The sequence below is a fragment of the Mycetocola sp. Y171 genome (assembly GCF_056713165.1).
In genome coordinates this window covers 695,700-709,763 of the sequence record NZ_JBWYGX010000001.1, presented here as the reverse complement: position 1 = coordinate 709,763, position 14,064 = coordinate 695,700, and the positions used below count along the sequence as shown (strand labels likewise).

14 protein-coding genes are annotated in these 14,064 nt (G+C 66.5%); 6 read left to right on the top strand and 8 right to left on the bottom strand.

Annotated elements, in window-relative coordinates; genetic code table 11:
- Nucleotides 1–20: 20 nt before the first annotated feature.
- From AC1M2K_RS03330 to AC1M2K_RS03310, 5 genes are all read right to left on the bottom strand, one after another.
- Nucleotides 21–632, bottom strand: coding sequence for a hypothetical protein (locus AC1M2K_RS03330; RefSeq protein ID WP_480239834.1), 612 nt, complete (start codon nt 630–632; stop codon nt 21–23).
- A gap of 180 nt (nt 633–812) precedes the next feature.
- A complete protein-coding gene (locus AC1M2K_RS03325; RefSeq protein WP_480239833.1) occupies nt 813–1,895 on the bottom strand; it encodes a Gfo/Idh/MocA family protein in 1,083 nt (360 codons plus the stop codon).
- Nucleotides 1,880–2,581, bottom strand: a complete 702-nt coding sequence (locus AC1M2K_RS03320) for a ThuA domain-containing protein (RefSeq protein WP_480239832.1) — start codon at nt 2,579–2,581, stop codon at nt 1,880–1,882. The genes AC1M2K_RS03325 and AC1M2K_RS03320 overlap by 16 nt, the downstream gene beginning before the upstream one ends.
- Before the next feature lie 129 nt (nt 2,582–2,710).
- On the bottom strand, nt 2,711–3,475 hold the full coding sequence (locus tag AC1M2K_RS03315) for a sugar phosphate isomerase/epimerase family protein (protein ID WP_480239831.1): 765 nt from the start codon (nt 3,473–3,475) through the stop codon (nt 2,711–2,713).
- Nucleotides 3,476–3,536: 61 nt separating this feature from the next.
- A complete protein-coding gene (locus tag AC1M2K_RS03310; RefSeq protein WP_480239830.1) occupies nt 3,537–4,523 on the bottom strand; it encodes an N-acetylglucosamine kinase in 987 nt (328 codons plus the stop codon).
- 126 nt (nt 4,524–4,649) lie between these two features.
- Between AC1M2K_RS03310 and AC1M2K_RS03305 the strand changes: the two genes are divergently transcribed.
- The 6 genes from AC1M2K_RS03305 (at nt 4,650) to AC1M2K_RS03280 (ending at nt 10,174) form a co-directional block, all read left to right on the top strand.
- Nucleotides 4,650–5,615, top strand: a complete 966-nt coding sequence (locus tag AC1M2K_RS03305; protein WP_480239829.1) for a MurR/RpiR family transcriptional regulator — start codon at nt 4,650–4,652, stop codon at nt 5,613–5,615.
- Complete coding sequence (locus tag AC1M2K_RS03300; RefSeq protein ID WP_480237991.1) at nt 5,608–6,363, top strand: sugar isomerase domain-containing protein; 756 nt, start codon at nt 5,608–5,610, stop codon at nt 6,361–6,363. Before AC1M2K_RS03305 ends, AC1M2K_RS03300 begins: the two co-directional genes overlap by 8 nt.
- A gap of 80 nt (nt 6,364–6,443) precedes the next feature.
- Nucleotides 6,444–7,850, top strand: coding sequence for an N-acetylglucosamine/diacetylchitobiose ABC transporter substrate-binding protein (gene ngcE / locus AC1M2K_RS03295; protein WP_480238444.1), 1,407 nt, complete (start codon nt 6,444–6,446; stop codon nt 7,848–7,850).
- The gene (locus AC1M2K_RS03290) at nt 7,850–8,839 is read left to right on the top strand and encodes a carbohydrate ABC transporter permease (protein WP_480238443.1); all 990 of its coding nucleotides are present in this window, start codon (nt 7,850–7,852) and stop codon (nt 8,837–8,839) included. The genes ngcE and AC1M2K_RS03290 overlap by 1 nt, the downstream gene beginning before the upstream one ends.
- Nucleotides 8,836–9,744 carry a carbohydrate ABC transporter permease gene (locus tag AC1M2K_RS03285; protein WP_480237990.1) on the top strand — a complete coding sequence of 303 codons (909 nt, stop codon included), beginning with the start codon at nt 8,836–8,838 and terminating at the stop codon, nt 9,742–9,744. Before AC1M2K_RS03290 ends, AC1M2K_RS03285 begins: the two co-directional genes overlap by 4 nt.
- Nucleotides 9,745–9,835: 91 nt before the next feature.
- Entirely contained in the window at nt 9,836–10,174 is a 339-nt protein-coding gene (locus AC1M2K_RS03280; protein WP_480239828.1) for a hypothetical protein, read from the top strand.
- Nucleotides 10,175–10,234: 60 nt separating this feature from the next.
- Here AC1M2K_RS03280 and xylB read toward each other — a convergent pair whose 3' ends face one another.
- The 3 genes from xylB to AC1M2K_RS03265 form a co-directional block, all read right to left on the bottom strand.
- Entirely contained in the window at nt 10,235–11,632 is a 1,398-nt protein-coding gene (gene xylB, locus AC1M2K_RS03275) for a xylulokinase (RefSeq protein WP_480239827.1), read from the bottom strand.
- 90 nt (nt 11,633–11,722) lie between these two features.
- Nucleotides 11,723–12,913, bottom strand: coding sequence for a xylose isomerase (gene xylA, locus AC1M2K_RS03270; RefSeq protein ID WP_480237987.1), 1,191 nt, complete (start codon nt 12,911–12,913; stop codon nt 11,723–11,725).
- A 94-nt stretch (nt 12,914–13,007) separates the two neighbouring features.
- Nucleotides 13,008–13,979 (bottom strand): acetylxylan esterase, encoded by a 972-nt coding sequence (locus AC1M2K_RS03265; RefSeq protein ID WP_480239826.1) that lies wholly within the window; start codon nt 13,977–13,979, stop codon nt 13,008–13,010.
- Nucleotides 13,980–14,064: the final 85 nt, after the last annotated feature.

Here is a 14,064-nt window from a genome sequence, read left to right as displayed (position 1 = left end):
GAAGGCGATGGCCGCGCGGCTCACAACCCGAGCGTCGGGTTCGCAGCGCGCATCGCGTCGAGCGCTGAGGTCGCGGCAGGACCCGTCGTGCTGAGGTCGTTGGAGTTGACCATGATCCACAGGTCGCCCGTGAACAGGTGGGTCGCCGCGATCGTGGAGACCTCGTTCTCGCCGGTCATCTCGAACGTCGTGACCGTCCCGGTGGTCTCGGTCGAGAAGCCCGCAGCGGTGAGCGCCGCCTCCAGGCTGCTGCGCTGCTCCTCGGTCACTTCGACCGCGTGGATCGTGAAGACGCCGTCGGAGTTCGGCACGCCCCACGAGCACGCTCTCGCCTGGGTCGACGCCGCGAGCGTGCTGTCGATCTCGTCGAGGGGGAACCACCCGCCGGATTCCGTCGGCGGCCGTTCGCCGAGGAATTCCGTGGCATCGGAGAACAACGCCCGTGCGTCCTCGATCGGCAGCAGAACCTCGCAATCGACGATCGTCAGGGGCTCGGCGGTCGGGGTCGCCGATGGGCTCGGTGTCGCCGACGGCTCGTCCGTCGGGCTCGGGCTCGGCCCGGTTCCTGTCGGCGCACAGCCCGAAAGGGCTACCGCCACCGCGGCGCCTGCCAACACCAGTCGTGCCCTCATGCGCAGCATGGTAGCCCTCGACCGGTCGGGCCGATAGGGGGCTTCGCAGGTCGTTCGCGGTGCGGTCGCGAGTGGAGTCCGGCCTACTCACCTGTTTCGGACGTACTCACCCCGCGTACCAGGTGAGTACGTCCGTAACAGGTGAGTACGTCCGCAACCGGGACGTGACCCGCGTCGGCGCTACCCGGCGCTCAGCGGCACGGCCGCTGGTCGCTCGACGGAGCTGTCGACGCGCTCTTCGTGCCCGGAGTCCGCTGACCGCAGCACCGATTCGAGGATGTCGAGGACGTGGAAAGCGAGCCGTCCACCGGCGCGCGGCTCGGACCCTGCCGGGGTGTCTGCGAGGTCCGCGAGGCCGAAGCCCCTGCCGCTGTCGCGGTACCCGCCGCTCACGGGAAGCTCTGCCCAGTCGTCGGCACCGAGGGGGAAATGCCTCACCGCCCCGTCGAAAGTGTTGGGGTCTGGCACCGCGAGGCTGCCGGCATCCCCGTGGACCTCGATCGGCGCCGCGAGGGTCTTGACCGCGTCGAAGCTCATCAGCAAGGTCGAGATCGCGCCGGACTCATGGGTGAGGATGCCGGTGACGTGCGTGTCGATCGACACAGGGACGCTCTCGCCGGCCCTGGGACCTGCCCCGATCACGCGGCTGTCGCGCAGGTGGCTGGCGACACCGACGACGCGGTCGACGGGGCCCAGCATCGTCACGAGCGCCGAGACGTAATACGGCCCCATGTCGAGCAGCGGACCGCCGCCTGGGGAGTAGTAGAAGTCGGGATTCGGATGCCACCGCTCGTGTCCAGGAGTGACCATGGTCGCCGTCGCAGCGACGGGAGTGCCGATGAGCCCGTCGTCGATCGCCTGCCTGGCGGTCTGGATGCCGGTGCCGAGCACGGTGTCAGGCGCACAGCCGACGAGGACGCCCGCCTGCGTCGCGGCATCCAGCACCTCCCGTGCTTCCGCGGTGGTGACGGCGAGGGGTTTCTCGCCGTAGACGTTCTTCCCAGCGGCGATGGCCCTCAGCGCGATCGGCGCGTGCGCTGCCGGAATGGTCAGGTTGAGGACGGTGTCCACGGCAGGGTCGGCGAGGAGCTCGTCGACCGAACACGCCCGCACGCCGTGCTCGGCGGCGACGGCTTCCGCGCGGGAGATGTCGAGGTCTGCCACAGCCACGAGTTTCAGTTGCGGCAGTTTCGGGAGGTTGGCGAGGTACTGGGCCGAAATGGCTCCGACCCCGATGATCCCGAGGTTCAGCGGCTGGCCCACAGGAGTCCCCTTTCGATGATCGTGCGGACGTTCTCATCCTGCAGCACGGCAACGGAGTGCCCCGGTGTCGCCACGAAGATCCGCCCATCGCCCCACTGCCGGGTCCACACGGCAGGCGATGTGACCTCACGATGCCAGGGGTCGCCAGGGCGCACCTTCTGCGTCGTCGTCGCGAGCACGTCGTTGAGCTCGTCGGAGAGAACCCAGTACTGCTCGGTCACCAGGTCGAAATCGGCGATGCCTTCGGTGATCGGATGCCGCCGGCCGAGGTCGGTCAGCTCCACCGCGTACGGGACGAAATTGTCGGTCTCGTCACCGACGACCGGTTCACCCTCCGGCTTGCCGGGGTGGTTGGCGAACTGTCCACCGACGAACTGGAGGTAGTCGCTCGACGAGCGGAAGGAGTCGGCGATCCCGCCGTGCCAGCCCGCAAGACCGGTACCGGCACGCACCGCGGAGATCAGCCCGGCGAGTTCCGGCTTCTCGATGGTGGACATCGTCACGCACTGGACGATGAGATCCATGGATGCCATTGCGTCGGCATCCGCGTACACGGCCGTCGAGTCCTCGACGCGCACGGTGAAGCCGTTGGCCTCGAGATACGGGATGAAGAGGTCGGTCGCCGCGACGGGAGCGTGGCCCTCCCATCCGCCTCGGACGATGAGTGCGTTGCGTTCGTTTGCCATTGGCGGGGTGCTCCTTTGCGGGTACTGGCCAGTCAGCCGTCCCTCGATGCTAGCCGTGCGCAGCGGCCGCGTGCAGTAATTCGTTGCGTGACACGACAAAATTCAGGGATGCGGTCCGTGCGGTGCGTTTCAGCCGAGCCAGTGCCGAAGCGTCCTGGCCTCGCTCGCCAGGAGGGCGGGGTCGTCGTCCGGAACGAATTCGAGCAACGCGTCGGTCACGCGGGGAAGCGTCTGCAGGAACGGCAGCACCCGCTGCCAGAGTTCTGAGCGCCCGTCGAGAGGCAGCCGTTCGGAGTCCGGCCACCACGAGAACACGTGCACGGCGGACACCCAGGGGGCGACGGCCTCGAGTTCGGCGAAGGCGGCCGCGTCGGTGAGACCCTTGCTCGGCTGCCAGTATGAGCTGACGTTGTCAGACGCGACCTCCTCCAGGAGGCGTCTGGCCGAGTCGCCGGTGTCTGTCAGGGTGCCGCCGTGAAACTCGACGGCGAGTTCGACGCCGTAATCCTCGGCACGCAGGGCACTCTCGCGGAGGATGGCCGTTGTCTCCGCCCGCTCGGCAGGCGACACGCTCGCCGATCCCGCCCGCCCCGCCCAGACACGGACGCGAGGAGCGCCGATGGCGGATGCCGCAGCGAGGAGGTCGTCGATGTCCTCGCTCGGCGTGCACCGGAAGTACGAGCCCAGGGAAGCCACAGCTAGTCCCGCGTCGCGGGTCAGGTCGCCTGTGCGGCTCGCCCCATCGAGGTCGTCGATGGGGACGTGGACATCCGTGCCCCACTCGATGGCGTCGAGTCCGGCCGTGCCTGCCTGCGCGATCACGTCGTCCACAGCAAGTTCGCGGAACGTGACGGAGCAGAGCCCCGCGCGGATGGCCGCTGATCGCGTCGTCATGTGATCCAGCGTATGACGACCGGGGTCGGTGGGGATAGTCTCCGTCGCCCACCCGCCCCGGTCAGCGCAACCCGCCCAGCGACGTCCTGATGCGGTCGAAGACGGCGGCGTCGACGTCGACTCCCGCCGTCTGCAGGGTGAGCACGGCAGCGCCGATCACTCCGTCGGGCACCTGCCTCGTCTCTGACACGAGCCCGGACGCCGTTGCGGCAGTCGCGACGGCCTCGGCCACGACGCTCTTCTGCGCGAGGATGCTCCCGCCGAGAACCAGGGGACCGGTGAGTTCGGGATCCGCGACCGCCCCGAACAGCCGGGCGAGCGCTTCAGCCGCTTCGGCGAGGATCGACCGCGCGGCCTCATCACCGGTCGCCTGGAAGGCGAGCGGCGCGAACCGCGACAGTTCGACCGGGCGGAGCCGGTAGACGGCGTCGGTGACGAGCCGGAGGACACCAGGGCGACCGTCCGCATCGATGCCGGCATCCGATTCCAGGCCGAGGGCATCCAGCAGAAGTCCGGTGAGAGCCGTCGGGCCCGACCTGCCGTCCAGGGCGGCCACGGCATCCCGCACGACGCGGTGCCCGATCCAGAACCCGGATCCGACGTCGCCGAGCAACCAACCCAGACCGTCGGCCGCGCGATCGACGATGCCGCCGCGCACCCGGATGCCCGCAGCCCCCGTCCCCCCGACGAGCGCGTAGCCCTCCGGCTCGTATGTGCCGGAGAAGAACGTCGCGAGCAGGTCAGAGCGCAGCTCGACCGAACCAGAGAATCCGGCATCGGCCAGGGCGCTGGTCACCCAGTCGGTCTCGGGAGAGACGCCGGACCCGGCCATCGCGAGGATCCCCGAGCCGATGTCCTGAGGGGTCAGCTGCGCCACCGCCGTGGCCGTCGAGATGGCACCAACGACGGCGGATGCCGCCCGCTCGGTTCCGGAGGAGATCGGATTGCCTCCGCCGGCCGTTCCGTAACCCAGGCAGGTGCCGTCAGCGGCGACGAGGACGGCACGGGTGCTCGTGCCACCGGCGTCCACAGCGAGAAAAGTGGGCATTGTCATCCGTTCGAAACAGGACAGGGGTCATCGTTACCAATTCTTAACAAAGGCGTCATTGACCACGTGAGGTTCTAAGAATAGTTTTCAACAAAGCTTCAAACCAGTGAAACGGATTTTCAGCCAATGACGACGCAGTCAACGATGAGTACCTCAGAGGGTGGCGTTCGTGTATCCAATCGCATTCAGGCAAACCTGCCACAGATGTCGAGCGTCATGGTGAAAATCGCCGAGCTTCTTCTCGAGAATCCCGCCGCCCCTCTCGAGCTCTCGATCACTGAGCTGGCGGAGAAGGCGGGGACGTCGGCAGCGACCGTCACGCGGTTCTGCCGGCTGATCGGCTACAGCGGTTACGTCCAGTTCCGGGTGGGCGTGGCCAGCGATGTCGGACGCGGGGACGCCCACCAGTCCTGGCGGGAAGACATCGGTCGCGGATTCGACCCCGACGACGCGCCTCGCGGCGTGCTCAGCACACTGCTCAACTCGCACATCCGGTCACTGCAGTCGACCGCCGAACTCATCGACCTCGACCTCGTCGCCGACATCGCGACCGCGATCAGCGAAAGCGAACACCTCGACATCTACGGCATCGGCGGAAGCGCCGGGATGGCCGCAGAGATGCAGAGTCGTCTCTACCGGATCGGCATCAACGCACACTGCTGGGGCGAAGTGCATGGCGGCCTGACGAGCGCGGCGATCCTCGGCAAAGGAGCCGTCGCGATCGGCATCTCCAACACGGGGCGCACCGAGGAGACGATCCAGATGCTCTCCCAGGCGAAGTCTTCAGGTGCCTTCACCATCGCACTGAGCAACAGCGCCGACTCGCCACTGGCCGAGGTCGCGGATGTCACCGTCATCACCGCCGCCCCCGAGCTGTACCTCCAGCCGGACGACCTGTCCGCCAAGCACTCACAACTGTTCGTCCTGGATCTTCTCTACCTCCTCGTCGCCCAACTGAACTTCACCGAGATCGCCACGAAACTCGCCGCATCGGCGATGGCTGTCTCCGAGCACCGCCGCCCAGCGCACGTGCGCACCGTTCGTCGGTCGCGCGAACGCGACATCACCCCAGGGAGTCCCGCCAATGTCTGACCTCGTCCCCGAATTCCTCGACCAGGCGACCCGTCGCCTCGAAGCGATCGCCGAGATGGCCGCCACGGGCGGCTATGACGACGCGATCGATCTCATCGTCGCGTCGCTCGACGCTGGCGGGGTCGTTCAGGCTTTCGGAACCGGCCACTCCCAGGCGTTCGCCATGGAGATTGCCGGCCGCGCGGGTGGACTCATCCCGACGAACAACCTCGCCCTGCGCGACATCGTCCTGCACGGCAGTCGCGATGTGTCCGTGCTCGGCGGCTCGAGCCTCGAGCGCGATCCTTCCGTCGTCGACGAACTCTTCACCGTGTCACTGATCAACGACGCCGACATCTTCATCATCGCGTCGAACTCCGGCGTCAACGGGTCGATCGTCGGGGTGGCTCTGAAAGCGAAGGAGCTCGGCCACAAGGTCATCGCCGTGACGAGCATCGAACACACCAACGCGGTCGAACCGAAGCACCCGAGCGGCAAGCGCCTCAGCGAGATCGCCGACGTGGTTATCGACAACCGCGCCCCGTTCGGAGACACCACCCTGTCGCTCCCCGGTGACATCGGAGTGGGTGCGATCTCCTCGATCACATCCGCATTCATCGCACAGCTTCTCACCATCGAGGTGTCCCGCCGGATCTCAGAGGCGGGGGCCGTTCCCCCTCTGTACATCTCGGCGAACATCCCGGGGGGAGATGAACACAACACCGCATTGGAAAATCTCTACCGCGACCGCATCAGGCGCACCGCATGACCCCGAGCCCTTAACCCACCCAGCACCACCCGTATCCCACACAGAGTTCCACCCCCACACGGAAGGTACACACAACAATGATGAACATCACCAACCTCGAGATGGACCGAAGGAACGTCCTCCGCGGCGCGATCGCTGCCGCGGTGCTCATTCCTCTCGGCAGCACCCTCGCCTCCTGTGCCACCGGCGGACCGTCGACCACCGCACCGGGCGGAACGGTTTCAGCGAAGAACCCGTTCGGCCTCGCAGCTGACTCGACGGTCGACTCGGTCATCTTCGACGGCGGCTACGGCGTCGACTACGTCGAGTACGCGGCCAAGATCCTCGAGAAGAACCACGACGGCGTCACCGCGAAGGTCGCTTCGTCCACCCAGATCTCGCAGGAACTGCAGCCGCGTTTCGTCGGCGGTAACCCGCCTGACCTCATCGACAACTCCGGTGCGGGCTCGATCGGCTTCAACACGATCCTCGAACAGCTCGAGGACCTCTCCGACATCATCGAGGCCGAGAACCTCGAGGGTGAGAAGATCGCCGACACCCTGTACGGCGGAGTTCTGAAGCCGGGCACATTCGATGGCAAGCTCGCCGCGCTCAACTACGTGCTGACCGTGTACGGCGTCTGGTACTCGTCGAGCCTGTTCGAGGAGAACGGCTGGACCCCGCCGACGACGTGGGCAGAGGCACTCGAGCTCGGCGCAAAGGCGAAGGAGAAGGGCAAGTACCTCTTCGTCTTCGGTAAGGAAGCCGCGACCTACTACCAGACCCTCGCCATCGAGTCGGCGATCAAGGAAGGCGGCGACGAGGTCCGTCTCGCCCTGGAGAACCTGGAGGAGGGCTGCTGGTCGCTCCCCGCCGTGCAGAGTGTCTTCGACGCCATGCACGAGGTCATCGCGGCCGGCTACATGAAGCCGGGTGGTTCCGGTACCCAGTTCACGGCCGCACAGGCACAGTGGAGCAACGACATGGACGCGCTCCTCTACCCGTCTGGTTCCTGGATCGAGAACGAGATGAAGGACAACACGGCCGAGGGCTTCGCCATGAAGGGCTTCGCTGCTCCGGTCGTCTCGTCCGGTTCGGCAATGCCCCCTGAGGCGCTGCACTCCACAGCAGGCGAGCCGTTCATCGTTCCCTCCCAGGGCAAGAACGTCGCCGGTGGAAAGGAGCTGCTCCGCACGATGCTGTCGAAGGAAGCCGCGACGAACTTCGCCAAGACGAAGCTCGCCCCGACCATCGTCAAGGGACTCGTGCCCGCCGACGGTTTCGGGTCCACGGCTCTCGTGTCGCAGACCGACATGCTCGATGCCGCCGGTGAGAACATCTTCACCTGGGGCTTCGTCGACCTGTACGGCATGAACCCCGACCAGCTCGTGCTCTGGAACACCTTCCTCGAAGGTAAATCCGACGTCGCTGCCCTCACCGCAGGCCTCCAGGCCATCACCGACAAGGTGAGGGACGACGACTCGGTCAACAAGATCGAGATCAAGTGATCGATACCGCACTCGCCAACACGAAGCCGGGCAGCCAGAAGGCTGCCCGGCCGCGGAAGCGCAAACCCACATTCGACTACGTGACGTTCATGGTGGTCTTCCTCGGGCTGCCGCTTGCCATCTTCCTGATCTTCGTGATCTGGCCGTTCGCCCAGGCCGTCTTCTACTCGCTGACGGACTGGTCGGGCTTCAGCCCCGAGATGCAGGTCATCGGTCTCGAGAACTATGTCCGGCTGTTCAACGACGACATCTTCATGACGGCCCTGTGGAACAACGTCCTGCTTGCTGTCCTCGTCCCGTTCATCACGATCGTTCTCGCGCTCGCCCTTGCCACCCTGGTGACCGTGGGCGGACCGAGCCATGGTCCGATCCGCGGACTTCGCAATTCCAGCTTTTACCGGGTCGTCTCGTTCTTCCCGTACGTCATCCCCGCGATCGTCACCGGCATCCTGTGGGGCCAGATCTACAACCCCGCCGGGCTGCTCAACGGCCTCCTGGGATTGATCGGTCTCGACATGTTCGAGTCGTTCCCCTGGCTGGGTGACGAAAGGACGGCGATGGGTGCCACCATCTTCGTCATCGTCTGGGGCTTCGTCGGCTTCTACATGGTGCTGTTCGTCGCCGCGATCAAGGGCGTTCCGGCGGAGACGTACGAGGCAGCGCGCATCGACGGTGCCGGACGTGCCAGGACCGCGTTCTCGATCACCATCCCGCTGATCAGGGACAACATCCAGACCGCGTACATCTACCTCGGGATCATGGCGCTCGACGCCTTCGTCTACATGCAGGCGCTCAACCCGGGCGGTGGACCGAACAACTCCACCCTCGTGATGAGCCAGCAACTGTTCAGGACGGCATTCAACAAGGGTGAGTTCGGCCAGGCAAGCGCCATGGGTGTCGTCCTCGCCATCGTCACGCTGATCTTCGCTGCGATCGTGTTCGCCGTGAACCGCATCACCGGCGGCAAGGACGAGGAGAGCCGAGCATGACCACCGAAGCGATCACAACCCGCGGAGCCACGGGCGACCGCAAACCGCCCGTCTTCACCCGCAAACCGAAGAACACGCCAGGCGACAAGGCCGTCGGTGCGCTCTCGCACACCGCCCTCGTCATCTGGTCGATCATCGTCATCCTTCCGCTCCTCTGGACGCTGATGACGAGTTTCAAGACGACGAAGGAGATCTTCGCGTCACCGTTCTCGCTGCCGGCGGACTGGAACTTCAACAACTACGTCTCGGCGTGGACGCAGGAGGGCATCGGCAACTACTTCCTCAACACCGTCATCGTCGTCGGGTTCGCGCTCGTCATCGTGATGGTGCTCGGGGCGATGTGTGCCTACGTGCTCGCCCGCTACAAGTTCTTCGGCAGCCGCGCGATCTACTACCTGATGCTCGCCGGGCTCACCTTCCCGGTGTTCCTCGCGATCGTGCCGTTGTTCTTCGTCCTCCGCAACATCGGACTGCTGAACACCCTGCCGGGGCTGATCCTCACCTACGTCGCGTTCGCTCTGCCGTTCACGGTGTTCTTCCTGTACTCCTTCTTCAAGGGGCTTCCGGATGAAATCGCCGAGGCAGCAGCCATCGACGGTGCAGGCGAATGGCGTACCTTCTTCCAGGTGATGCTGCCGATGGCGAAACCGGGGATGGCATCCGTCGCCATCTTCAACTTCCTCGGCCTGTGGAACCAGTTCCTCCTGCCGGTGGCGTTGAACACCGACAAGAACAACTACGTGCTCTCGCAGGGCATGGCGTCGTTCGCGTCGTCTGCCGGGTACGCCGTCGACTTCGGGGCGCTCTTCGCGGCCGTGGTCATCACCATCGTGCCCGTGCTCATCGCGTACGTGATCTTCCAGCGTCAGCTGCAGGGTTCGGTCAGCCAGGGGACGATGAAGTAGTTTCTCGCACGCAATCGACAGTGCAGTAGTGGCGCGAAAAACGCGTAGGGAAGCGCCACTACTGCACTCTCGACATCGGTAGGGTGTGGCCATGACTGAGATACCGGATGCCGCTGCTCCCGTCGAGCGCGCGGGCTGGCTTCGCCGCAATGCGGCGCTGATCTGGGCCGGGGGACTCGTCCTGATCGGAGTCGTCGTCTCGGTGCTCGGATCGGGCCTGGCGCCCATCGCGATCGGACACCTCGGCTACGCGCCGCTCGCCGCGACGATCCTCTTCGACGGTCCGCCGTTCTGGCTGGAGCCCTTCTTCATCGGACTGGTCATCGCGCTGGCAGGGCTTCTCATTCTCGCCGCGAACCTCGGCTACCGGGCCGGGGTCAAGCGCGCCCAGCTCACCCGCCCGTCCGTGACGGCATCGAGAGCGCAGTAGTGGCTCGAAAAGCGCTCATGGAAGCGCCACTACTGCAGTCTCGACGCTCGGGCCGGGCACTCAGGCGCGGTGCGCCCGGTACTGCTCGCGGATGATCGGGCGGAAGTCGACAGCGGGCTCGGCGACGATCGACAGCGGCCAGTCCGGGCGCTCACCGGTGAGGATCCACGCGGCCTGAGCCGCGGCACCAGCGGCGACGTATTCACCGGGGGTGGGGATGACGACGGGCACGTCGAAGACCTGGGCGGCGATCTGCTGAACGGCGGGGTTCTGGGCTGCACCGCCCACGATGAGGATGCGCTGCGCCTCGACACCCTGCGCGCGAACGGCCTCGAGACCGTCGGCGAGGCCGCAGAGCAGCCCCTCGATCGCGGCCCTCGCGAGGTTCTCGCGGGTGGTCGACCCGAGGGTCATGCCGAAGAGGGTCGCCGTGGCATCCGGAAGGTTCGGGGTGCGCTCGCCCTCGAAGTACGGCTGCAGGACGAGGCCGTCGGCACCGGGTTCTGCTGAGAGGGCGAGTGTGCCGAGTTCGTCGTGACTGACGCCGAGAAGCGCAGCGATCGAGTCGAGGATGCGTGCCGCGTTGAGGGTGGCGATGAGCGGAAGGAACAGGCCGGAGCCGTCGGCGAACCCGGCGACGGTGCCTGTGGCATCCGTCGCCGGAGTCTCGGTGACGGCGAAGACGGTGCCGCTCGTTCCGATGGAGAGGACGACGTCACCGGCCGCAGCGCCCAGACCGAGGGCGGCGCCGGCGTTGTCGCCCGCGCCAGGCCCGACGAGCGTGCCACCGGGAGTGACGCCCGCCTGATCTCCTGGACCGAGAACGCGGGGGAGGACCGCCGAGTGGCCGAGGGCACGCTCGAAGAGTGCGAGGTCGTACTCGCCGGTGACGGCGGACCAGTACGCGGTTCCTGAGGCGTCCGACCGGTCGGTTGTGAGCTCTTCGAGCACAGGGCCGAGCTCGGATTCGTCAGCGGGGCCGAAGCCACGGAGGCGCCAGGTCAGCCAGTCGTGGGGGAGTGCGACGGCGGCGACCCTGGCGGCGTTGTCCGGTTCGGCATCGCGCAGCCAGCGGAGTTTGGACGCCGTGAACGAGGCGACGGGCACGACCCCGATTGCCTGGGCGTATTCGTCCGCGCCGACTTCGGCGATGAGGTCACGTGCGGCCTGAGCGCTCCTGGTGTCGTTCCAGAGCAGCGCGTCGCGGATCACGCGACCGTCGGCATCGAGCACAACCATTCCGTGCTGCTGTCCGCCGACAGAGATCGCCGCGACGTCATCGAGGCCGCCGGCCTCGGCGATCGCCGAGGTGAGGGCATCCCACCAGGCCGACGGCGGAACCTCGGTGCCTGCCGGATGCGACGCACGGCCCTGGCGCACGATCGCGCCGGTGTCGGCATCGGTGACGACGATCTTGCAGCTCTGGGTCGATGAATCGATGCCGGCGACGAGTGTCATGGGGCCCTTCGGGGTCGAACGGTGAAGAACGCAGGCCCCGACGGATGGTGCTCGCCAATCCGTCAGGGCCCACGCCCGGTGTGATGGGGTCTAGCGCGCGTTCAGCAGGTGCTCGAGAGCCAGCTGCTGAAGACGGACGAACCCGAAGCCCTTGCCGTTGAAGTAGGCGTCAGCGTCGAAGTTCTCGTACGCCGAGGTGTCGGCGAGGAAGTCGTCGTAGCTTTCCCCAGCGCCGAGGGTCGGGGTGCTGAGCTCGTCGACGCGCGAGGCGGCGAGGGCTTCCTGCACCTCGGGGTCGGCGCGGAACGCTGCTGCGCGCTCCTTGAGCAGGAGGTAGGTGCGCATGTTAGCCGCTGCGGACTCCCAGACACCGGTCTCGTCTTCTGTGCGGCTCGGCTTGTAGTCGAAGTGGCGGGGGCCGTCGTATGCCGGTCCGCCGTTCGGTCCGCCGTTTTCGAGCAGGTCGACGAGTGAGAACGCGTTCTGCAGGTCGCCGTGACCGAAAACGAGGTCCTGGTCGTACTTGATGCCACGCTGCCCGTTGAGGTCGATGTGGAAGAGCTTGCCTGCGTCCAGGGCCTGGGCGATGCCGGCGGTGAAGTTGAGCCCGGCCATCTGCTCGTGGCCGACCTCGGGGTTCACTCCGACGAGTTCGGGGCGCTCGAGGGTGTGGATGAAGGCGATCGCGTGTCCGAGGGTCGGCAGCAGGATGTCGCCGCGCGGCTCGTTGGGCTTGGGTTCGATCGCGAAGCGGATGTCGTAACCCTTGTCGGTGACGTAGTCGCCGAGCAGGTTGACGGCCTCGCGGTAGCGTTCGAGTGCGCCGCGGATGTCTTTGGCAGCGTCGTACTCAGCACCCTCGCGGCCGCCCCACATGACGAAGGTCTTGGCGCCGAGCTCGGCGGCGAGGTCGACGTTGCGCATGACCTTGCGGAGAGCGAAGCGGCGGACGTCGCGGTCGTTGGAGGTGAATCCGCCGTCCTTGAAGACCGGGGCGCTGAACAGGTTGGTGGTGACCATCGGCACGATGATGCCGGTGTCTGCGAGGGCCTGCTTGAGGCGGTCGATCTGCTTCTGGCGCTCGGCGTCGGTGGAGCCGAAGGCGAAGAGGTCGTCGTCGTGGAAGGTGAGACCGTATGCCCCGAGCTCGGAGATCTTCTCGACGCCGTGCACCACATCGAGGGGAGCGCGGGTCGGGCCGCCGAAGGGGTCGGCTCCGTTGTAGCCGATGGTCCAGAGCCCGAACGAGAACTTGTCTTCGCGGGTGGGGGTCAGTGACATGGGTCGTGCTCCGATTCAGCGTCGTTGATGATTTGTTGGTTGTTAAAACATATTACACGAGGCGCGCGGCCTGGCTACCCCTCACACCACAATTTCAGGAACTGTGGTCCGCGCGGCCGGCGTCGGCCTCGCGGAAGAAGGCGATCGCCCGCTGCTCGTCGATGATGCCGCCTCCTTCGTGCCCGTTGTACTGCCAGAGCGACATCGACTTCTCGCCGGCGTAGACGTTGTACGCACCGAAGATCGTGGACGGCGGGCAGGTGGCATCCATCTGGCTCGCGGAGAACAGGGCGGGCGCCTGCGCGCGCCTGGCGAAGTTCACGCCGTCGAAGTAGGGCAGCACGGCCGCGACGGTGTCGACCTTGTCACGGTGGACGGCGAGGAAGTCGCGGATCTCCTTGTACGGGTAGGCGTCGGTGATCACCGTTGCGCGGGGGAAGTCGGAGAGGAACGGCACGCAGGGGGCGACGGCGGCGAGGTCGGGAACGAGGCCGGCGACGGCGAGCGCGATGCCCCCGCCCTGGCTCACGCCGAACACCGACACCCGGGTGGGGTCGACCATCGGCAGGTCACGCACCGTGTCGATCGCCCGCACGGCGTCGGTGAACAGGCGCCGGTAGTAGTAGTTCTCTTTGCTGTCGATGCCGCGGGTCATCACGCCCGGGTACTGCGGTCCTGACCCAACGGGGTCCGGGGTGTCGCCACGCGACCAGCCACTGCCCTGGCCGCGGGTGTCCATCTGGAAGCTCACGAACCCGGACGACGCCCAGAGCAGGTTCTCGAGGTGATGCCCGCGTCCGCCGCCGTATCCGATGTACTGAACGACGGCGGGCAACGGCCCGGTCGCGCCCTTCGGCACGCGCAGCCACGCCTTCACCTTCTGCCCGTCCCAGCCCGAGAACGTCACGTCGAAGACGTCGATGGTCGTGAGTCCCGAGTCCACCGGTTCGATGACGACAGCGGATGCCGCGGCGCGGGCGGCGGCGATGTTCGCCTCCCAGAACGCATCGAAATCCTCGGGTTCGGTCTGGCTGCTGCGGTAATCGGGGAGCTGGGATTCGGGCATGTCGACGTACATGGAGGCGCTTTCGCTCGGGAGACGGAAAATCTCTGACCACCCTAGCGAGGTCGATCGGAGATATGTCGGCGCA

Coding starts and splice junctions, on each gene's coding strand:
- ngcE (WP_480238444.1), top strand. CDS start 6,444: ATGAACATCACCAACCTCGAGATGGACCGAAGGAACGTCCTCCGCGGC.
- AC1M2K_RS03285 (WP_480237990.1), top strand. CDS start 8,836: ATGACCACCGAAGCGATCACAACCCGCGGAGCCACGGGCGACCGCAAA.
- AC1M2K_RS03320 (WP_480239832.1), bottom strand. CDS start 2,581: ATGGCAAACGAACGCAACGCACTCATCGTCCGAGGCGGATGGGAGGGC.
- AC1M2K_RS03265 (WP_480239826.1), bottom strand. CDS start 13,979: ATGCCCGAATCCCAGCTCCCCGATTACCGCAGCAGCCAGACCGAACCC.
- AC1M2K_RS03315 (WP_480239831.1), bottom strand. CDS start 3,475: ATGACGACGCGATCAGCGGCCATCCGCGCGGGGCTCTGCTCCGTCACG.
- AC1M2K_RS03330 (WP_480239834.1), bottom strand. CDS start 632: ATGAGGGCACGACTGGTGTTGGCAGGCGCCGCGGTGGCGGTAGCCCTT.
- AC1M2K_RS03300 (WP_480237991.1), top strand. CDS start 5,608: ATGTCTGACCTCGTCCCCGAATTCCTCGACCAGGCGACCCGTCGCCTC.
- AC1M2K_RS03280 (WP_480239828.1), top strand. CDS start 9,836: ATGACTGAGATACCGGATGCCGCTGCTCCCGTCGAGCGCGCGGGCTGG.
- AC1M2K_RS03310 (WP_480239830.1), bottom strand. CDS start 4,523: ATGCCCACTTTTCTCGCTGTGGACGCCGGTGGCACGAGCACCCGTGCC.
- xylA (WP_480237987.1), bottom strand. CDS start 12,913: ATGTCACTGACCCCCACCCGCGAAGACAAGTTCTCGTTCGGGCTCTGG.
- AC1M2K_RS03305 (WP_480239829.1), top strand. CDS start 4,650: ATGACGACGCAGTCAACGATGAGTACCTCAGAGGGTGGCGTTCGTGTA.
- xylB (WP_480239827.1), bottom strand. CDS start 11,632: ATGACACTCGTCGCCGGCATCGATTCATCGACCCAGAGCTGCAAGATC.